20 protein-coding genes are annotated in these 17,913 nt (G+C 72.4%); 9 read left to right on the plus strand and 11 right to left on the minus strand.

Features of this window, described 5'->3' with window-relative positions; all coding sequences use genetic code 11:
• Positions 1-86 precede the first annotated feature (86 nt).
• Positions 87-788 carry a TetR family transcriptional regulator gene (locus ABGB06_RS06820; RefSeq protein WP_347586255.1) on the plus strand — a complete coding sequence of 234 codons (702 nt, stop codon included), beginning with the start codon at positions 87-89 and terminating at the stop codon, positions 786-788.
• Between the two features lie 30 nt (positions 789-818).
• On the opposite strand, the gene ABGB06_RS06825 is transcribed toward ABGB06_RS06820, so the two are convergent.
• Entirely contained in the window at positions 819-1,301 is a 483-nt protein-coding gene (locus tag ABGB06_RS06825; protein ID WP_347586257.1) for a hypothetical protein, read from the minus strand.
• A gap of 83 nt (positions 1,302-1,384) precedes the next feature.
• A complete protein-coding gene (locus tag ABGB06_RS06830) occupies positions 1,385-2,002 on the minus strand; it encodes a TetR/AcrR family transcriptional regulator C-terminal domain-containing protein (RefSeq protein ID WP_347586259.1) in 618 nt (205 codons plus the stop codon).
• 90 nt (positions 2,003-2,092) lie between these two features.
• On the opposite strand from ABGB06_RS06830, the gene ABGB06_RS06835 reads away from it, so the two are divergent.
• Positions 2,093-2,959 (plus strand): methyltransferase domain-containing protein, encoded by an 867-nt coding sequence (locus tag ABGB06_RS06835; protein ID WP_347586261.1) that lies wholly within the window; start codon positions 2,093-2,095, stop codon positions 2,957-2,959.
• Here ABGB06_RS06835 and ABGB06_RS06840 read toward each other — a convergent pair.
• Positions 2,937-3,416 (minus strand): OsmC family protein, encoded by a 480-nt coding sequence (locus ABGB06_RS06840; protein WP_347586263.1) that lies wholly within the window; start codon positions 3,414-3,416, stop codon positions 2,937-2,939. The genes ABGB06_RS06835 and ABGB06_RS06840 overlap by 23 nt on opposite strands.
• Before the next feature lie 350 nt (positions 3,417-3,766).
• On the opposite strand from ABGB06_RS06840, the gene ABGB06_RS06845 reads away from it, so the two are divergent.
• The 4 genes from ABGB06_RS06845 to ABGB06_RS06860 all read left to right on the plus strand — a co-directional run bounded on the left by ABGB06_RS06845 (position 3,767) and on the right by ABGB06_RS06860 (position 6,212).
• Positions 3,767-4,435, plus strand: coding sequence for an HNH endonuclease family protein (locus ABGB06_RS06845; protein ID WP_347586265.1), 669 nt, complete (start codon positions 3,767-3,769; stop codon positions 4,433-4,435).
• Between the two features lie 78 nt (positions 4,436-4,513).
• On the plus strand, positions 4,514-4,780 hold the full coding sequence (locus tag ABGB06_RS06850; RefSeq protein ID WP_347586267.1) for a hypothetical protein: 267 nt from the start codon (positions 4,514-4,516) through the stop codon (positions 4,778-4,780).
• 182 nt (positions 4,781-4,962) lie between these two features.
• Entirely contained in the window at positions 4,963-5,115 is a 153-nt protein-coding gene (locus ABGB06_RS06855; RefSeq protein WP_347586269.1) for a hypothetical protein, read from the plus strand.
• Positions 5,112-6,212, plus strand: a complete 1,101-nt coding sequence (locus tag ABGB06_RS06860; protein ID WP_347586270.1) for a methyltransferase domain-containing protein — start codon at positions 5,112-5,114, stop codon at positions 6,210-6,212. Before ABGB06_RS06855 ends, ABGB06_RS06860 begins: the two co-directional genes overlap by 4 nt.
• A gap of 269 nt (positions 6,213-6,481) precedes the next feature.
• On the opposite strand, the gene ABGB06_RS06865 is transcribed toward ABGB06_RS06860, so the two are convergent.
• From ABGB06_RS06865 to ABGB06_RS06885, 5 genes are all read right to left on the minus strand, one after another.
• On the minus strand, positions 6,482-6,976 hold the full coding sequence (locus ABGB06_RS06865; protein WP_347586272.1) for a hypothetical protein: 495 nt from the start codon (positions 6,974-6,976) through the stop codon (positions 6,482-6,484).
• 491 nt (positions 6,977-7,467) lie between these two features.
• The gene (locus ABGB06_RS06870; RefSeq protein WP_347586274.1) at positions 7,468-8,415 is read right to left on the minus strand and encodes an NAD(P)-dependent oxidoreductase; all 948 of its coding nucleotides are present in this window, start codon (positions 8,413-8,415) and stop codon (positions 7,468-7,470) included.
• Between the two features lie 150 nt (positions 8,416-8,565).
• Entirely contained in the window at positions 8,566-8,769 is a 204-nt protein-coding gene (locus tag ABGB06_RS06875) for a hypothetical protein (protein ID WP_347586276.1), read from the minus strand.
• A 94-nt stretch (positions 8,770-8,863) separates the two neighbouring features.
• Positions 8,864-9,571, minus strand: coding sequence for a DUF5995 family protein (locus tag ABGB06_RS06880; RefSeq protein ID WP_347586277.1), 708 nt, complete (start codon positions 9,569-9,571; stop codon positions 8,864-8,866).
• 146 nt (positions 9,572-9,717) lie between these two features.
• Entirely contained in the window at positions 9,718-10,698 is a 981-nt protein-coding gene (locus ABGB06_RS06885) for a C45 family peptidase (RefSeq protein ID WP_347586279.1), read from the minus strand.
• Positions 10,699-10,751: 53 nt separating this feature from the next.
• On the opposite strand from ABGB06_RS06885, the gene purB reads away from it, so the two are divergent.
• Positions 10,752-12,191: an adenylosuccinate lyase gene (gene purB / locus ABGB06_RS06890; RefSeq protein WP_347586281.1), complete on the plus strand. Its 1,440-nt coding sequence runs from the start codon at positions 10,752-10,754 to the stop codon at positions 12,189-12,191.
• A 36-nt stretch (positions 12,192-12,227) separates the two neighbouring features.
• On the opposite strand, the gene ABGB06_RS06895 is transcribed toward purB, so the two are convergent.
• Entirely contained in the window at positions 12,228-13,451 is a 1,224-nt protein-coding gene (locus ABGB06_RS06895; RefSeq protein ID WP_347586283.1) for a serine hydrolase domain-containing protein, read from the minus strand.
• 156 nt (positions 13,452-13,607) lie between these two features.
• Between ABGB06_RS06895 and ABGB06_RS06900 the strand changes: the two genes are divergently transcribed.
• Positions 13,608-14,153, plus strand: a complete 546-nt coding sequence (locus ABGB06_RS06900; protein WP_347586285.1) for an SET domain-containing protein-lysine N-methyltransferase — start codon at positions 13,608-13,610, stop codon at positions 14,151-14,153.
• Between the two features lie 166 nt (positions 14,154-14,319).
• Positions 14,320-14,526, plus strand: coding sequence for a hypothetical protein (locus ABGB06_RS06905; RefSeq protein WP_347586287.1), 207 nt, complete (start codon positions 14,320-14,322; stop codon positions 14,524-14,526).
• 48 nt (positions 14,527-14,574) lie between these two features.
• On the opposite strand, the gene manD is transcribed toward ABGB06_RS06905, so the two are convergent.
• A complete protein-coding gene (gene manD, locus ABGB06_RS06910; RefSeq protein WP_347586289.1) occupies positions 14,575-15,807 on the minus strand; it encodes a D-mannonate dehydratase ManD in 1,233 nt (410 codons plus the stop codon).
• A gap of 17 nt (positions 15,808-15,824) precedes the next feature.
• Complete coding sequence (locus ABGB06_RS06915) at positions 15,825-17,828, minus strand: cellulase family glycosylhydrolase (RefSeq protein WP_347586291.1); 2,004 nt, start codon at positions 17,826-17,828, stop codon at positions 15,825-15,827.
• Positions 17,829-17,913: the final 85 nt, after the last annotated feature.

A 17,913-nucleotide genomic window follows, 5' to 3' on the forward strand; every position in this document is an offset into this window, starting at 1 on the left:
TCGCATAGTGCCACTGAGTGGCATTAGCCTACAGGAGACAAAAGCGCCTCCGAGACGGCAGATGAGGAGGGACCTACACTCGCCCCATGACCACGGCCTCGGACGCCTCGCGACCGCCGGCTGCCCAGCCGTCGTTGCGCGAGCGCAAGAAGCTCCGCACCCGGCAGGCGTTGATCGACACGGCGCTCGAGCTGTTCACCGAACGGGGCTTCGAGGAGCTGACGCTCGACGAGCTGTGCGCGGCCGTCGAGGTCTCCAAACGCACGTTCTTCCGGTACTTCACCAGCAAGGAGGACGTCGTCACGACCCCGCACCGGGACCTGTGGACGGCGTTTCTCGAGGAGTTGGAGGCCCGCGCGCCGGACGGCTCGCCGCTGCTCGACATGCTGCGGGACGTGCTCCTCGCGGCACTGGAGCGGATGCCGGCCGCCGACTGGACCCGGCGGATGCGGCTCAGCCGGGTGCTGCAGAGCCGGACGCCGACCATGCTGGCCCACGATCTGGAGTTCTGCGAACGCACCTCCCGGGCCGCCACGGAGGTGCTGCTGCGCCGGTTCGACCTCGGCGCGGAGGCGCCCGACCTCGGGGCGCGACTGGCGATCGACATGATGTGCGCGGCGTGGCAGCGCGCCCTGGTCACCTGGACCGACCCACCGGCGCCATGGCGTGGGCCCACCCTGGAGGAGGGAGGTGGGCCCACGCGCGCCGGGCTGGCGTCGCACCTGGCCACGGCAATGGCCGCGCTGCCCGGCGCCCTCACCCTTCGGGCTGGCCCACCCCCCGCGTGAGCCCCGCCAGCCGGGTGGGGTCTGGGTGCCTCATCCGGCGTCCGCCGTGGGCACGAAGTCGGTGTACGTCTCGCAGCCCTCGTAGCCGCCGTCGTCGAGGTCCACGTAGTGCACGCCCGCGGGGCGGCGCCCCCATCCGTCGTTGACGTGGTCGATGTCCACCGTGTCGTAGGCACCGTCCGCCCGCACGCCGAGGGCGTTGTCGTGGAGTTCGACGAGGGTGGGCGCGCCCTCCGCCCACGAGGACCGCCGCGCCGCCGCGTTGAGGGGCTCGGCGGCCGTGGCCTCGCCGCCCTCGACGGTGATCCGCCAGGCACCCTCGGACTTCGCCTCGCAGTCGCCGCCGAAGTACTCCAGGGTGAAGGTGTAGTCGTCGATCTCGTCCCATTCGGGCCGGTCGCCCGACCCGTCCGCCGTCCCGCAACCACTCGTCAGCAGGGCCGCGAACCCGACCACGCCGCCGACCACGGTCCCGGCCCGGCGTCGCCGTCTCGCACCCTCTCCGTTCGTCATGCGGCTTCGACGGAACGGCGCCCCCATCGGTTCCGGCCGGTTCAGGCCAACGCCCGTCCCTGTCGTGACCCGTTGGCCAAGCGCTACGGGGCCAGCCCGCGGAGCAGCACGTCAAGCCCCTCGCGGAACTCCTCGTCGGCACCGACGCGCCGGGCGTCCCCCGCCGTCTCGGCCAGCAGGGGGAAGGCGTCGCGCGGCAGCTCCGCCATCGTCCGCGTACCCGAACCGGCGAGCGGTCCGAGGTGCTCGGTCTGGATGGCCCCGATCAGATAACACAGCAGGCTGCGCAGGGCGATCACCCGACGCCGGCCGTCGAACCCGGCCTCGGTCAGGATCACCAGCGCCGCCTCCGCCCAGCGCAGCACGCCCGCCGAGGTGTGCCGGTGCGTCAGCGTCAACGGCACCACCTCGGGGTGGCGCGCCACGGCCGCCCGCACCCGTTCCACCAGGACGGCGAGCTGGTCGCGCCACGGGAGGCCGGGCGACGGGACGACGTCCACGTCCACGCCGGCGAGCACCCGGTCCACGACCAGGCCCTCCAGCTGCTCGCGGTCGGACACGTACCGGTACAGCGACATGGTGGCCATGCCGAGCTCGGACGCGACCGCGCGCATCGAGAGCCCGGCGAGCCCGTCCCGGTCGATGACGGCGAGCGCCGCGGCGGCGAGACGGTCCATGGAGAGCGATCTGGGGCGAGGCATACGGCTTGACAGCGTACAGGGTACGCGCATAGCTTCGCGTTAGCGTACAGCACACGCTTACGAACAGACCCACAGATGGAGGAGCCGCCGATGTCCCCGCGCAGCGAGACACGAAACGCCGGACAGGTGACCGCCGGGTCCCCCGTCACCGCCCTCGACCGGGCCGCGGACGCCGACCGGTACGAGGTGGTCAGCGGCGGCTACGACGAGGCCCTCTTCGCCGCCGCGGCGATCCGCCCGGCGGACCGGGTGCTCGACGTCGGCTGCGGGTACGGCGGAACCACGCTGCGCGCCGCCCGCGCGGCGGCCGACGGCTGGGCGGTGGGCAACGACGTCGTCGCGGCCATGCTGGACCAGGCCCGCGCCACGGCGGCGGACCAGGGCGTGACCAACGTCGACTTCGAGCGCGGCGACGCGCAGACCCACCCGTTCCCCGAGGCCGGCTTCGACGTGGTCATCAGCCGCATGGGCACCATGTTCTTCGCCGACCACCTGGCCGCGTTCCGCAACCTCCACCGGACGCTGCGGCCCGGTGGCCGGCTCGCGCTCGCCGTGCTGGGCGATCCGGCGGACAACGACCTGACCAGGGTGCTCGCCGCGGCGCTGCGCCCGTTCCTGCCGCCACGCCTCGACGACGCGGGCGCACCGGGCGTGTCCTCGTTGGCCCGCCCCGACCGCATCCGCGACCTGCTGGGCGCCGCGGGCTTCGGCGCGATCTCCGTGACCCCCCTGCACGTTCGCATCCGGATCGGCGGCGACACGGCGGAGGGCGCGGCGTTCCTCGCGGACTGGGGCGCCGTGCGCGACGCCCTGCCAGTCGATGACTCCGCGGCGATGGACCGGGCCAGGGGCGCGCTGCGGGCGGCGTTGGACGAGGTGACCGAGGGCGCCGCGAACGGCACGGGCGTGCGGCTGCGCGGCGCCGCGTGGCTGGTCAGCGCCCGGCGACCCGAATGACCGGCTCGTTCCGGACCGGGAAGTTGACCGAGTTGGCGATGAAGCAGATCTGGTGCGCCCGCTCGTGCAGGTCGGTGGCCGTCGCCACCATGCTCTCCTCGGCCACGGTGACCACCGGGCTCAGCACGACCTCCGTGAACCGCCCGCTGCCGCCCCGCTCCTCGCGCATCGTGCCGCGCGCGACGTCCTCGTAGCCCGTCACCACGATCTTCTTCAGCGCGCAGACGGCGAGGTAGCTGAGCATGTGGCACTGGGAGAGCGAGGCCACCAGCATCTCCTCCGGGTTCCACCGCTCCGGGTCGCCGAGGAACGCGGGGTCCGCGCTCGCCACGATCATGGTCGGCTTCCCCTCGGCCACGATCTCGGTGTCCCGGGCGTACTCGCGGTACCCGGCGGTCCCCGACCCGGTGTCGCCGGTCCACCGGACGGTGACCTGGTAGCCGTGCTCCTTGTCCATGAGGGCTCCACTCCTGCTGTTCCTGCTGTTCCTGCTGTCGCTGGCTCCGGAGAAACGCGTCCGCCGTCACCTCGACCCTGGCGCCGATCGACCCGGGCGGGGTGGGGGACTCACCGGGACGACAAACGCTACGCGACCGGCACTCGCCGCCCTTCGGCCCGGTGAGCGGGATCACCTTCCCCGTCCCACCCCTTCCGACGACCCCGCCCGACGCGTCCGCGACGCCAAAGCGTCATCTGGCACCTTCCGCGCAGAAACGTATCTGCGCCATCATGTCGGCACACGCATGACGCGTGCATGTCCACGCAGCTTCACGAAGCCGTACCCACCCCCACATCAAGGGAGTTCGCGTGACCCTCGCAGGCAACGTAGTCGCCCGGTCCGCCATCTACGCGCGTCACCGGCTGGCCGTACTCGCACTGTTCACCGGCCTCATATCCATAGCCTCCCTCTTCACCGGGCCGAACGCCCAGGCCGCGCTGCCGACTCCGGTCAGCGCCTCCACCGCCCGCTCCTATCTGGCCGCGCTGTCCGTCGAGACGGAGAACCGCACGGGCTACGACCGCGACCTCTTCCCGCACTGGAGCAGCCAGGGCGACAGCTGCGACACCCGGGACATCGTCCTGCAGCGCGACGGCAGCAACATCGAGGTCGGCTCCGGCTGCGCGGTGACCGGCAGCTGGTACTCCGTCTACGACGGCGCGACCTGGTACGACGCCGGCGACGTGGACATCGACCACCTCGTCCCGCTCGCCGAGGCGTGGGACTCCGGCGCCGGCTCGTGGTCCACCTCGGCGCGCGAGGGCTTCGCCAACGACCTGAGCCAGCCGCAGCTCATCGCGGTCACCGACAACGTGAACCAGGAGAAGGGCGACCAGGACCCGGCCGAGTGGATGCCGCCGTCCAGCGGGTTCCACTGCGTGTACGCCCGCGCCTGGGTGCAGGTGAAGTACAACTACGACCTGTCCGTCGACTCCGCCGAGAAGAGCGCGCTGACCAGCATCCTCAACGGCTGCTGACCACCCCTCACCCCACCGGCCCCGCCCGGCGCCCTCTCCTCCCGGAGCGGAGGGGGCGCCGGGCGGCATCATGTGGTCATGCCGCAGCAGCAGCCGGGGCCCGCCCCGGACCCCGACGACGTCCTGGTGGTCCTGGCACACCCGCACGGCGACGTGGAGGTGCCGCTGGCCGACTGGACGAGGACCGGCCCGGGCCCCCGGCCGTTGGTCCGCCCCGTCGCCGCCCGCTCCCGCGCGACGGGCGAGCCGCTCCCGCTGTCGGTGATCCCGCTCCCCTACCGCAACGACGACGAGTCTCGCCGCGCCATCGCCGACGGCCTGATCGACGACCCGTGGCCGCCGTGAGATCCCGCCCGCTGGCAGCGCGAGCGCTAACACGTGCGTCGGTCGCTCGGGGTGGAGCGATTCGGAGTCCGCGGAACGCCGCGCGGTCCGGATGGCGCGGCCCGTTCCGCACGCCCTGTCACGCGCCCCACGGTGGGCCGTACCTTCGGCACATCCACACGAATCGGACAGGGGAGGATTCCATGTCAGGCCAACACGGCGACGGCACGGGCGGCATGGGGCAGGACAAGCTGCCAGGACAGCCGTACCAGCCGCCGACGCAGACGCCGCAGCCGGACAGCGACACCCCTTCGGGGAGCGGCGATCACCGCAAGGACGACAAGGACGGGAAGTGACGCGGGTCACCGCGACGCCCGAGTGGGAGGCCGCGTTCCGCGGCCTCCCCCGCGCGGCGTTCCTGCCCGACCTGATCTGGCCCTTCGACGCGGACAGCGGCACCGCCGCCGCCGTGAACCGGCGCACCGACCCGGACGCCTGGCAGGCCGCCGCGCGGTCCGACGCGCCGATTGTCACCCAGTGGGACGACGGCGCGCATGACGGAGAGGCTCCGGGCGAAACGCCCACCAGTTCGGCCTCGGCTCCGCCACTCGTCGCCGCCATGCTGGCCGACCTGGACGTCTGCCCGGGGATGCGTGTTCTGGAGATCGGTACGGGCACCGGTTGGAACGCCGCGCTGCTCGCGCACCGCCTGGGCGACGACAACGTGGTCACGGTGGAGGTGGACCCCGAGGTGGCCGCCGACGCGCGGCGGGCGCTCGCGAAAGCTGGCCGCCGTCCCCTCGTGGTCACCGGTGACGGGGCCCTGGGCGTGCCGGACGGGGCACCGTATGACCGGGTCATCGCCACCTGCGGTATGCGCCGGATCCCCGCCGAGTGGCTCAGGCAGCTCCGCCCGGGAGGTGTCATCCTCGCCCCGTGGGGCACCTCCTACAGCTCTCACGACGCCCTGGTCCGGCTGACCGTGCGGCCGGACGGCAGCGCGAGCGGGCCGTTCCGGCGCCTGCTGGAGTTCATGAAGCTCCGCGCGCACCGGTTCGTGTGGCCGAGCTACCCCGACGACCTCTCCGTGTGGGACAGGACGGTCTCGGGGGCGCCGCCGCCGCACGACCCGTGGCTCTCCTTCACGTTCGTCGCCGGCCTGTGCCTGCGCGACGCCGCCCATGCCGTCCAGCAGCACGACGACGGACACACGTTGTGGCTCTACAGCCTCGGCGACGACTCGTGGACCGCGGCCGTCCACCGCGCCGGCACGGGCCCGGGCACGGTCGTCCGCCAGGCCGGCCCGCGCCGCCTGTGGGACGAACTCGTGGCCGCGTACGCCTGGTGGACCGCACACGGCGAGCCCACCATCGACCGCTTCGGCCTGACCGTCACCCCGGACGGCACGACCCCCTGGCTGGACGATCCGGGCCGGCCGGTCCCGGCGGTGTAGGGTCTCAGGCTTCGTGGCCGAATCTCAGAGCAGACGGCCACCGTTTGGCCAGTTGGCCACGTCGCTGAGACGCTCCGCGTCCTGTCGCGTTCAAGCTGGCGGATTCCCACTCGGACCGGCAGATTCTCTGCCCCGTGGGCGCGAACGGCAACTGTCCAATCCAGCAGCTCTGATCGACCCCGTGCCCAGCTCGGGAGTCGAGACTCCTGCGAACGTCCTCGACGCGGTGCTGCCGCCTCCCGCTTTGAGACAACCGCCCACGTCGGCCCTCAGGCTCGGACGGCGGCGAACTCCCTGCCGGAGACGGCACCTGGATCGCTGATCATCATGCGGGCCTCGCGAGCGGCGAGCGTGACGCCGTTCGACGATTCGAACCCGGCCTGCCGGTGGGCGCGCTGATAGCGACTGATCGATGCCCGCATGATGACGCCCGTGCTGAGCCCGAGGAGAACGACGACAGCGAGCGATCCCAGCGTCAAGAACCCGGTATCGATGCCGGCCCAGGTCGACACGATCCCGGCCACGAGCCCTGCGAGAGCCACGTAGGCCACGTAGAGGAGGACCCTGGACCTTCGCTCGCCGGAGGCGCTGGCACGCTGCAGCCCCTCCTCCATGGCGTCGAGCTGCTCGATCTTCGGCGTCCGCGTCGTCGCAAACTGCTGGAACAGCTGTTCGTGCTCCGCGCTGCCCCGGGACCGCTGCTTGATCACCGTTCCATCTGCGGCAATATGCCACTGGATCGTCCAGGGCTTCTTCTGTTCCACGCTTCACCCCGCCTTGTCAGCCAGCGACGGCCTTCACCTCGCCACGTCGGCGACGATGCTACTTCTTCCTGGCACGCCCCGATCCGCGCTCCGGTCAGGACCTCTGGCCGCCCACACTCAGCCGTTCCTACCCCTCCTCGATGATCCGGCGGGCGAGCTCGGTGTCGGACACGTCCACCGCGTCCGACGTCGCCTCGCCCCGGCGACGAGCCGGTGCACGCGGAGCGGTCTGACCTGGCCCAGGTGGCGGCGTCTGGAGTAACCAGGGCCTGGCCGCGGCCGACCTGACGGCCGGGGACGTGGTGACCGAGCAGCAGGCCGACTAGGAAGTGCCACGGATCTGAGACATTGGGCTGGCAGATGCTCTGAGAGCGGCCCAGAACCTACTGGTCAGAACGCTGCGTCAGGACACGAGCGGCGCGACCCTACAGGGGGGTTGCTGACGTCCCGGGTCCGGGCCGGGTCCGGGTTCGTGGGAGGGGCCGGCGTGCTCAGCGTTCGTGGCCCGCGCGGAGCCAGGCGATGTAGTCGGCGACGGCGCGTTCGGTGTCGTAGGCGGGCTGGTACCCGGTGTCCTGGTGGATCCGGGTGGTGTCGAGGTGGTTCCGCTGGCCGGTTCCGCCGGTGGGGAGGTCGATCCGGGCGTCGGGGACGACTTTCCTGATCGCGGCGATGATCTCGGCGTTGTCCGTCGCGCGGCCGGATGCGACGTTGTAGGTGCGGTGGTTGAGCCGGTCGGCGAGCGTCAGGAGGGCGATGGCGCGGCCGGTGTCCCTGACGTAGCACAGGTCGATCGCGTCTTCGGCGTAGGCGGGCGCGGGGAGCGGGGAGAGGTCGGGCTCGGTGCCGCGGACGGCGGCGTGGACGAGTTCGGGGGCGGCGAAGAACAGCGGACCATGCGGGTCGCCCGGTCCCCAGGTGGCGGAGATGCGGTAGTTGACGATGTCGAGGCCGGTGGCGTCGGCCAGGTGGTCGTTGAGCAGCTCGCCGATCTTCTTGAAGGTGGGGATCAGGTGGGGTGACGTCATGGGCAGGGGCAGGTCCTCGCCGAGCGCGCCCTCGCCGGTGACGCCGGCGTAGACGCCGATCGTGCTGGCGACGCCGACGCGCTCCACGTCCCAGTCCCGCGCGGCCTGGAGGACGTTGAGCAGGCCGCCGATCGCTTGCCGCGCCGCGTCGATGGGCCGCTCCGGGCTGGGCGGCCAGGGCATGGACCCGGCGAGGTGCACGATGCCGGTGATCTTGTTGCGGGTGCCGACGTCGCGCAGCGCCGTCAGATCCCTGATGTCGGCCTGCTCCACCGCGACGCGCGCGCCGGCGAGATCCGCCGGCAGCTCGACGGCTCGGCGCTGGACCAGCACGCACTCCTCGCCCAGGTCCCCGAGCGCCCGCACGGTGTGCGAGCCGATGAACCCGAGACCTCCGGTGACCAGAATCATCCTGCGACTCTCCTCTGTCGGGTGGCCGCTCCAACAAAGCGGAGCAGCGTTCCGTTAAAAATACGGAGCGCCGTTCCGCTTTGTCAACGAGCGCGGGCCCCGGGCAGGACGCTCAGGGCTGACCAGGACGGGCGTCGCGACCGGACGCCGTCACCGTGCCTCCACCGCCCTCCGCAGGGCCTCCCGGTGCTCCCGGGTCCAGAGCGCGTCTCTCAGGTCGTCCGGTAGTGCGGCCAGCCCGAACGTGAGGTGGTCGGCGGCCTCGTCATATCGCTTCAGCGCCAACGTGCACAGCCCCATGTTCAGGCGGTTGAACTCCGGGGTCGGCCAGTAGGCAGTGGCCGGCGGGGGCATGCCCGCGGCGGCGTCCGAGGCGTCGCCGAGCCGCTGGGCGGATCGGCCCTCTGCGGGACACGACGACCCGGCCGGATCGGCTCGCGCGAGTGGGTCAGTCGGCGGGCGGTGGGATGACCGGGGTGAGGAGGAGGGTGCTGGCCAGGCCGGTGTTCTGGGCGAGGGCGGCGGTCGCGGGCCGGTAGGTGAGGGGGTTGTTCCGCTGGGGCCACAGCGACTGGACCGTGCCCCAGGCGGTGTTCCGCGCGGTCTCGATGCTGAAGCTGCTGACGATGTGCTTCAGCGGTTCGGCGCTCTCCGTCGGGACGCGCACGATCTGCGGCTCGAACTCGGCGCGGACCTCGGCCTCGGCGCTGGCGAGCAGGTCGTTGACCTTCTGGTAGTCGTCGTGCACCGGCGGGGTGTCGGGGGTGGTGTGGCGCTCGACGCAGGTGTCGATGACGGACAGGGCCAGGTCATGGTTGATGTGGGCGTTCATCCCGGCCAGGGCGAACTGCACCGGCCAGATGGTCCGGTTCGACCGGGCGTCGAACAGCGGCCGCCAGGCGGCGTTGACGGCGCGGCCCGCGGCGTCGGCGTCGATGTTGGCCAGGTAGAGGTTGGCGAAGATCACGTCCATCCGCTCGATGAACGGGCCGTCGGCGAAGAAGCCCTCGGTGAGGTTCTGCTTCACCAGCTCGGTCACCTTGAGGTACATCCGGTTGAAGCAGGCGATGCCGTCGGCCGGTTCGAGCGCGGCGTCGATCTCCCGCATGCGCTGGATGACCTCGTCGACCGTCGTCGCCTGTTCGGTGGTGGTCATGGTCTCTCCCGCCTTCCGCCCCCTGGGCCTCGACCCCCGGCCCCGCGCCGGCCGGTCTCCTGCTCAACGAGCCTGTCCAGGCGGGAGATACGTCCGCGTGCGGGGTTGGCGCGTTCCGGTCGACCGGCGGCCGGATCGGGAGGTGCTCAGCCGCGGCCCGCGGTCACCTCGCGCTCGCCGGGGGCGAAGGCGGCGAACGACTGGGACCAACTGGAGCCGTCCGGCCAGTGGTAGCCGACGCGGCCGACGGCGGGGTGGTATTCGGCCGTGTAGAGCGTGCCGTAGCCGTCGTCGAAGGCGTCGACGTGCAACGGCGGCCGGAGCAGTGCGGCGCGCGTGGTGGCCACCGGATCGTCGGCGGCGGCGGCCTTGCGGACGGTGGCCAGCCGCTCCTGGGTGCGGCTCTCCCGCTCCTGCCGCTCCGGCACCGGCAGGTGCTGGTGGTTGGTGGCGCAGCTGAGGGTGGGCTCGCCGGCCCGGATCGGGGCGTCGAGGTCGGGTCCGAGGTAGAGCGTCACGGACTGTTCGCGATCGACGAGCACGACGTTCTGGGCGAGGCTGATCGGCAGGCGCTCGAACACGGCCACCGCCTGCTCGACCGTGTCGCAGGTCTCCAGCACGTAGCGCAGCCCCATGAGGATGGTGAAGCCGTACCCGTGGACGAAGCGCCCGCCGAAGGTGAGGCAGGCGGCCAGTCCCGCGTCGTTCATGCCGTCCAGCAGGCCCCAGCCGGAGTCGTTCATGCCGATCACGGGGCGGAGGAAGGTCGAGGAGACGATGGCGCGGTCGCACTCGTCGGGCGGGAAGTCGTAGTTGCGCAGCAGCACGCCGGCCACGCCGGTCGCGGTGCAGGCGGCGTAGAACGGGCGCGTGCCGACGTGGGTGAGCGCCGTCGCGGCCAGCGCCGGGTCGGGGAGCTGGGCGGCGAGCCGGTCGAGCACCGGGACCAGCTCCGGCATGTGCTCCTCGAAGAGCCGCCGGGCGCGGGCCGCGCCCTCGGGGGTGCGGGCCTCGTCCGCGAGGAACGACTCAGCCTGCCGCAGCGCCGCCTCGCCCTCCGCCGCCCACCGCCCGTCGGTGCCGTCGCCGACCCGCAACGCGCGAAATCCCAAACGCTGTTGACTCATATCACCGAACCTATCCTAATTCGCACAAATTCACGGGTCGTACAATCCGGAGCGTGACTGAAGCGACCGACAAGCCACGCATTCCGAACGTTCTGGCCACCCGCTACGCCTCCGCACAGCTCGCCCGGCTGTGGTCCCCCGAGCACAAGGTGGTGCTGGAGCGCCGCCTGTGGCTCGCGGTGCTCCGGGCCCAGCGAGAGCTGGGGGTGGACGTGCCCGAGGGGGCCGTGGCGGCCTACGAGGCGGTCGCCGAACGCGTCGACCTGGCGTCGATCGCCGCGCGCGAGCGGATCACCCGGCACGACGTGAAGGCCAGGATCGAGGAGTTCAACGCCCTGGCGGGGCACGAGCACGTGCACAAGGGCATGACCTCCCGCGACCTGACGGAGAACGTCGAGCAGCTGCAGCTGCGGCTCTCGCTCCAGCTGGTCCGCGACCGGGCGGTCGCGGTGCTGGCCCGGCTGGCCCGGCTGGCCGGCGAGTACGCGGGCCTGGTGCTGACCGGCCGCTCGCACAACGTGCCCGCCCAGGCCACCACGCTCGGCAAGCGCTTCGCGTCGGCGGCCGAGGAGCTGCTGGTGGCGTTCGGCCGCGTCGAGGAGCTGCTGGACCGCTATCCGCTGCGCGGCGTCAAGGGCCCGGTGGGCACCGCGCAGGACATGCTCGACCTGCTGGGCGGCGACCGGGACCGGCTGGCGGAGCTGGAGCGACGGGTGGCGGGCCACCTGGGCTTCGGACGCGGGTTCGACTCGGTGGGTCAGGTCTACCCGCGCTCGCTGGACTACGAGGTGGTCTCCGCCCTGGTGCAGCTGGCCGCCGGACCGTCCTCGCTGGCCACCACGATCCGGCTGATGGCCGGGCAGGACCTGGTGACCGAGGGGTTCAGGGCCGGCCAGGTCGGCTCCTCGGCGATGCCGCACAAGATGAACACCCGCTCCTGCGAGCGGGTCAACGGCCTGGCCGTGGTGCTGCGCGGCTACGCCTCGATGGCCGCCGAGCTGGCCGGCGGGCAGTGGAACGAGGGCGACGTCTCCTGCTCGGTGGTGCGGCGGGTGGCGCTGCCCGACGCCTTCTTCGCCTTCGACGGGCTGGCCGAGACGTTCCTGACGGTGCTGGACGAGTTCGGCGCCTTCGACCGGGTGGTGGAGCGCGAGCTGGAGCGGTACCTGCCGTTCCTGGCGACGACGAAGGTGCTGATCGCCGCGGTGCGGGCGGGCGTGGGTCGGGAGACGGCGCACGAGGCGATCAAGGAGCACGCGGTCGCCGCCGCGCTCCGGCTGCGCCAGGGCGCGCCGGAGAACGAGCTGCTGGACCGGCTCGCCGCCGACCCCCGGATCCCGCTGGACCGGGGGGCGCTCGACGGGCTGATGACCGACCGGCTGTCCTTCACCGGCGCGGCGCACGATCAGGTGACGGCGGTGCTGGCGAAGGTCACGGAGGTGGTGAAGCGGTACCCGGAGGCCGCGGCGTACGCCCCCGGCGAGATCCTCTGATCCCACCGGGGGGCGCGCCGCGCCGGCGCGCGGGTGTCACGGGCACAGGGCGTGGTCGACGAGCTCCTGGGTCGCCGCGTTCTGCGCCTCCTGCCGCTCCTGGTCCGCGAAGCTCAGCGTGAAGACCGCCGTCGAGACGGCGGCGTCGCCGTCCTCGGTGACCCCGCCCTCGGAGACGGTGCCGAGCGACGTGCCGCCGTGGAACCAGAAGCCCTCGCCGTTCCCGCAGCGCGGCGCCCAGGCGATGCCCATCCCGTACTCGGCGCCGGCGACGCCGAAGTCCTCGGCCGGCACGGTCTCCTTCATCTCGGCCAGCTGTTCCGCCGGCAGCAGCTCGCCGCCCATCAGGGCGCGCAGGAAGGTGTTCAGGTCCTGTGTGGTGCTGATGATCGCGCCGTCGGGCCCGGCGTTGACGAACAGCGGCGTCTCGGTGAGGTCCTCGCGCCCGGGGAACTGCAGGTAGCCGGTGGCCGTCGGCTCCGGCACGTACGCCGAGGTGCCGGGGGTGAGGGTGTGGGCGAGGCCGAGCGGCTCGACGACGCGCTCGTGCACCTCCCGCTCCCAGGTGTGCCCGGTGGCCTCCTCGATGATCATCCCGGCGAGGAGGTAGTTGGTGTTGGAGTACGCCCACCGGGTCTCGGACGACGGGTCCTCCGGATCGGGCAGCCAGGCCGGCGGCTGGCTGCGCAGCGCGACGTCGACGAGCTCGCGCGGGGTCTGCCCCTCGAACCGCTGCTCGCGGTAGTCCTCGGGCGTGTAGTTCTCGATGTCGCCGAAGACGACCTCGTCGTAGTCGGGCAGGCCGCTGGTCTGGCGCAGCAGGTTGGCGAGGGTGATCCGGGAGCCGTCGTGGCCGTTGCCCGCGACGACGCCGGGCAGCCACTCCTGGACGGTGTCGTCCAGGTCGAGCACTCCCTCGGCGACGAGCTGCAGCGCCACGACCGCGGTGAAGGTCTTGGTGTCGCTGCCTATCCGGTAGTACGAGTCGTACGGGACGGGGCGGTCCCCGTCCAGGTCGGCCACGCCCGCCCGGGCGGCGTCGCGGTCGCCCGACGCGTCCTGGGTCGCGGCGAGCACGCCGGTGGCGCCGGTGGCCTCGATCGCCCGCGCGTCGCGCGCCAGTTGCGACCCTCCACCGTGCGCGCCGGCCGTGTTCGCGGCCGCGTCCGCGTCCGGCAGGGCGAACGCCGTCAGCGTCACCAGCCCCAGCCCCGCCGCCATCAGGCCCAGCCAGGCCCAGTTGGCCCGTCGCTCCGCCATCGTCCGCCCCTTTCCCGCTTCCCACGTCGTGTCGTCACCGACGCTACGGATCCGCGCCCCGGCGGCTCCATCCGGCGAACTGGCGTCCCGGGGGTGGTGCTGGCCCCCCTACGACCCGGCCGCGCGGGACCCGTCCGGTCGGTGCAGGATGGACCGATGGCATCGATACCCCCACCCCCCGGGGCCTGGCTGCACCCCGACGCGGAGGTCCGCCGGTCCGCCATCGCGGGCTCGGGCCTGTTCGCGCGCGCACCGATCCCGGCCGGAACGGTGGTGGCCCGGTTCGGCGGGCGACTGGTCACGGACGCCGAGCTGCGGGAGCTCTTCGCCGAGGCCGCGGACCGTCCTGACCGCCCCTACATCGACACCATCGCGGTGACCGAGTCCACACACCTCGTCCTCCCGCCGCGCGGCGAGCGGTCGATCGGCTACGGCAACCACGGCTGCGACCCCACACTGTGGTGGGACGGCCCTTACACCCTGGTGGCCCGCCGGGCGATCCCGGAGGGTGACGAGCTGACCAGCGACTACGCCACCAGCACCTGGGACTCGGGATTCGTCATGCCCTGCTCCTGCGGCGCGCCCATCGAATGCCGCGGGACGGTGACCGGGGACGACTGGCGGCGGCCCGAGCTGTGGGCACGCTACGGCGACCACTGGACCCCCGCCCTGCTGGCCCGCATCGCGGCGGCCCGACGGTGACTGTCAGTGGCCGTCCCTAGTCTGTGCCTCATGACGGGTTCGACGGGTTCGACGGAATCGACGGAATCGACCGCGGAGGCGGCATCGGCGGGGCCTCCGGTGGCCGAGTCCTGGGCCAGGATCGAGGGCTGGCTGGAGCGATGGGCGCCGGCGGCGGGGCCATCTGGTGATCGACCAGCGCCCGCACGGCCGACCGGGCCGCATCGGCCATGCCGACAAGGTGGACGGCGGCCAGTTCGGCCGGCACCCGATGTGGACCGACCTGCCCACGCTGCTGGCCCGGGTGGCCACGGCCGTCGAGACCGGCGAGGAGCTCGCCGGCTACGAACCCTTCGTCACCGGGCGGGGGGAGCTGGACTGGGACATCCTCTGAGCGGCGCGGGCACGGCCGGGCGCGGGTCCGCGCCGCTCGGGCGGGGCCTCACCAGTCGTGGACGGTGCCGTCGGTGAGGCGGTTGACCGGGAGGTACGCGGGCTCGTAGGGGAAGCGGGTAGCGGCCTCGTCGTCCAGGACGACGCCGAGCCCCGGCGCGTCGGAGGGGTGCAGCAGCCCGTCCTGGAAGGTGTAGGAGGTGTGGAAGACCTCCAGCGTCTCGGCCGAGTGGCGCATGTACTCCTGGATGCCGAAGTTGTGTATCGCCAGGTCCAGGTGGAGGGCGGCGGCCATGCCCACCGGCGAGATGTCGGTGGGGCCGTGGATGCCGGACTTCGCGCCGTAGTGCCCGGCCATGTCCAGCAGCTTCCGCATCGCCGTGATCCCGCCGGTGTGGGTGACGGCGGAGCGCACGTAGTCGATGAGTCGCTCCTGGAGCAGCGTGGTGTAGTCGTGCGCCGAGTTGAACACCTCGCCGATGGCCAGCGGGGTGGTGGTGTGCTGCCGGATCAGCCGCAGCGCCGCCTGGTCCTCGCCGGGCGTGGCGTCCTCCAGCCAGAACAGGTCGTACGGCTCCAGGTCCCGGCCGAGGCGGCCGGCCTGGATCGGCGTCATCCGGTGGTGGCCGTCGTGCAGCAGCGGCAGCTCGGGGCCGAACTCGGCGCGCACCGCCTCGAAGACGCCTGGCACGTGGCGCAGGTAGGCGCGGGTGTCCCAGGTCTCCTCGACGGGCAGCGCGGTGCGCTGCGCCGGCTCGTAGTCGTACCGCTTCCCGCCCGCGGCCGCGGGGCTGGCGGCCACGCCGTAGACCGAGCCCAGGCCCGGGACGCCGGTCTGCACCCGGATCGCCCGGTACCCGGCGTCCAGGTGGGCGCGCACCGAGTCGAGCAGTTCGGGCACGTCGCGGCCCGAGGCGTGGCCGTACGCCAGCGCGCCGGCGCGCGAGGCGCCGCCGAGCAGCTGGTACAGCGGCATGCCGGCGACCTTGGCCTTGATGTCCCACAGCGCGGTGTCCACCGCCGCGATCGCGGCCATCGTCACCGGGCCGCGCCGCCAGTACGCGCCGCGGTAGAGGTACTGCCAGGTGTCCTCGATGCGCCCCGCGTCGCGCCCGATCAGCAGGGGCACCACGTGCTCGCGCAGGTACGTCTCGACGGCCAGCTCCCGGCCGTTGAGGGTGGCGTCGCCGAGGCCGGTGACGCCGTCGGTGGTGGTGATGCGCAGGGTGACGAAGTTACGTCCCGGGCTGGTGACGACGGTCTCGGCCGACTCGATCTTCATGGTGCTCGTTCCCCGGATCAGACGGTGGGCTCGGCGGCGGTCCTGGCGGGCTCCTCGGCGAGCTCCGCGACCACGACGCCGAAGGGCGGCAACTGCACGGTGGACAGCTCCTCGCCGCTGGTCAGGTCGAGGATAGTGCCGTGGGAAAGCACCGGCCGGGCGGCCAGCGGCTCGTCGTGCTGGCTGACGAACCACACGAAGGCGCGCCCGTCCTCGTGGTCCATCCGCCCCACCAGCACGCGTGGGTCGTCCGGCACGGTGACGTCGGGGGAGACCCCCGCCTCGGCGGCCAGCGCCGCGTACAGGCGCCAGCTGGGCTCCGGGTTGACCCGCGGGGTGAGCGCGGCCATGTGCTCCAACGGGTAGGTGCACAGCACCAGCTGGCCCTGCCCGACGGCGCGCCGGAGCAGCGCCGGGCGGCCGTGCGCGTCGGTGGCGATCACCTCGGCGCCGTCCGGGCCCGCGGCCGGTTCGACCGGCAGGTAGCTGCGGGAGTTCTCGGTGCCGGCGACGGGGAAGACCAGTTCCTCGCCGGCCCGGATGCCGCCGAAGTCCCGGCGGAACGTCATCCGCAGCCGGTCGTCCTCGATCGGATCGGTCAGGCCGTAGCGGAGTCGCTTCACCACGCCGAACGTCTCGTCGAGCCGCGGCCACCAGGGGCCGCGCTGCACGCCGTGCTCGCCGACGAAGTAGGAGGCGTAGACGGTCGCGCCGGCCTCGGCGCGGGCGATCAGGTGGCGCCAGCCGGGCGCGGTGAGCTGCTTGGCCGACGGCAGCAGGTACAGCGCGCAGTCGTCCGGCAGGCCGTCGGCCTCGCGGGCCACGCCCACCGGCAGGTCGGCCTCCCGCGCGGCCACGTACGCCTGCCGGGTGTGCGCGAACACGCTGGTGGCGTCCTCGGGCTGGGTGAAGGGGTAGCGCGACTCCAGGAACGACGAGACCACCAGCGCGATCGCGGTGTCGGGGCGGCGCAGCCGGGCGATGTCGACGCGCTCCAGCAGCTCGGTGAACCGCTTGATCTCGCGCAGCTGTTCCTTCGGCCGGCCCTGGTGGTCGGTGATGCCGAAGTGCATTTCGAACGGGTGGTGGCGGTACGGCTCCTGGTCGTACAGCGCGTCGTAGTCGGTGTTGTTCCACGGGATCCAACCGACCGCGCCGGCCAGCAGCGTCGTGTGCAGGAGCTGCCGGTAGTAGTGCGCGGCGTTCTCCTCCGAGACGTAGTCGGAGGTGAGGCCGAACTCCTCCATGATCACCGGCTTGTCCGCGCCCAGCCCGTCGGGGCCGCCGCCCAGCAGTTCGCAGACGAAGGCGGCGCCGAGGTGCTGCCGCACCTGGTCGGTCTCCATCCGGTAGACGTGCGGGCCGTGGAAGTCGACGAGCGGGGCGAGGTCCCGGATCCGGAAGCCGTTGTCCGCGCCGGTCACCTCCACGCCCCAGGCGCCGTCGCCGATCGACACCGGCTGGTCGGCGCCGGTGGCGCGGAGCGCTTCGACGAGGGTGCGGGCCCAGGCGGTGACGGCGGCGGCGTCCAGGGTGCCGATGCCGCGCGAACGCCAGTCGGCGTAGATCGGGATCTCGTTGGTCAGCAGCCAGCCGGCGACGGCCGGATGGTCCTTCCACCGGGCCGCGGTCTCGCGGACGTACCACTCCTGTTGGGCGACGAAGGAGGGGCTGGCGAAGATGTCCCGGCCGTCGCGCCAGGACGGGTCCCAGTTCTGGCCCGACATGTGGCCGACCAGGAACGTCGGGATGGTGGTCATCGACTGCGCGGCGTGGCGGTCGAGGAAGTCGTCGAAACGGGCCAGCATCCGCGGGTCGAGGGTGTTCTCCTGGGGCATGAAGTCCGGCCAGTAGAGGAACGAGCGGGTCAGCGTGATGCCGTGCTCGCGCAGGGTGGTCAGCTCCTCGTCGATCACCTCGGGCCGGTAGTTCCGCCACATCAGCGGGCCGCCGGTGCGCGACCAGAAGTTCACGCCCATCCAGACGGTGCCGTCCTGCAGCTTCGCCGCGTTGCGCCTCATCACGTCGTTCCTGTTCCTGGTCGCCGAGTCGGGACCTGACAGGTATATCGTTCTACCAAACTGCTGTCGAGCCCTTGCCTTCCTC

The sequence above is a fragment of the Streptomyces sp. B6B3 genome (genome assembly GCF_039871525.1).
Taxonomy (GTDB): domain Bacteria; phylum Actinomycetota; class Actinomycetes; order Streptomycetales; family Streptomycetaceae; genus Streptomyces.

Coding starts and splice junctions, on each gene's coding strand:
- manD (WP_347586289.1), bottom strand. CDS start 15,807: ATGAAGATCGAGTCGGCCGAGACCGTCGTCACCAGCCCGGGACGTAAC.
- ABGB06_RS06835 (WP_347586261.1), top strand. CDS start 2,093: ATGTCCCCGCGCAGCGAGACACGAAACGCCGGACAGGTGACCGCCGGG.
- ABGB06_RS06885 (WP_347586279.1), bottom strand. CDS start 10,698: ATGAGTCAACAGCGTTTGGGATTTCGCGCGTTGCGGGTCGGCGACGGC.
- ABGB06_RS06855 (WP_347586269.1), top strand. CDS start 4,963: ATGTCAGGCCAACACGGCGACGGCACGGGCGGCATGGGGCAGGACAAG.
- ABGB06_RS06875 (WP_347586276.1), bottom strand. CDS start 8,769: ATGCCCCCGCCGGCCACTGCCTACTGGCCGACCCCGGAGTTCAACCGC.
- ABGB06_RS06825 (WP_347586257.1), bottom strand. CDS start 1,301: ATGACGAACGGAGAGGGTGCGAGACGGCGACGCCGGGCCGGGACCGTG.
- ABGB06_RS06915 (WP_347586291.1), bottom strand. CDS start 17,828: ATGAGGCGCAACGCGGCGAAGCTGCAGGACGGCACCGTCTGGATGGGC.
- ABGB06_RS06895 (WP_347586283.1), bottom strand. CDS start 13,451: ATGGCGGAGCGACGGGCCAACTGGGCCTGGCTGGGCCTGATGGCGGCG.
- ABGB06_RS06850 (WP_347586267.1), top strand. CDS start 4,514: ATGCCGCAGCAGCAGCCGGGGCCCGCCCCGGACCCCGACGACGTCCTG.
- ABGB06_RS06870 (WP_347586274.1), bottom strand. CDS start 8,415: ATGATTCTGGTCACCGGAGGTCTCGGGTTCATCGGCTCGCACACCGTG.
- ABGB06_RS06900 (WP_347586285.1), top strand. CDS start 13,608: ATGGCATCGATACCCCCACCCCCCGGGGCCTGGCTGCACCCCGACGCG.
- ABGB06_RS06880 (WP_347586277.1), bottom strand. CDS start 9,571: ATGACCACCACCGAACAGGCGACGACGGTCGACGAGGTCATCCAGCGC.
- ABGB06_RS06820 (WP_347586255.1), top strand. CDS start 87: ATGACCACGGCCTCGGACGCCTCGCGACCGCCGGCTGCCCAGCCGTCG.
- ABGB06_RS06840 (WP_347586263.1), bottom strand. CDS start 3,416: ATGGACAAGGAGCACGGCTACCAGGTCACCGTCCGGTGGACCGGCGAC.
- ABGB06_RS06830 (WP_347586259.1), bottom strand. CDS start 2,002: ATGCCTCGCCCCAGATCGCTCTCCATGGACCGTCTCGCCGCCGCGGCG.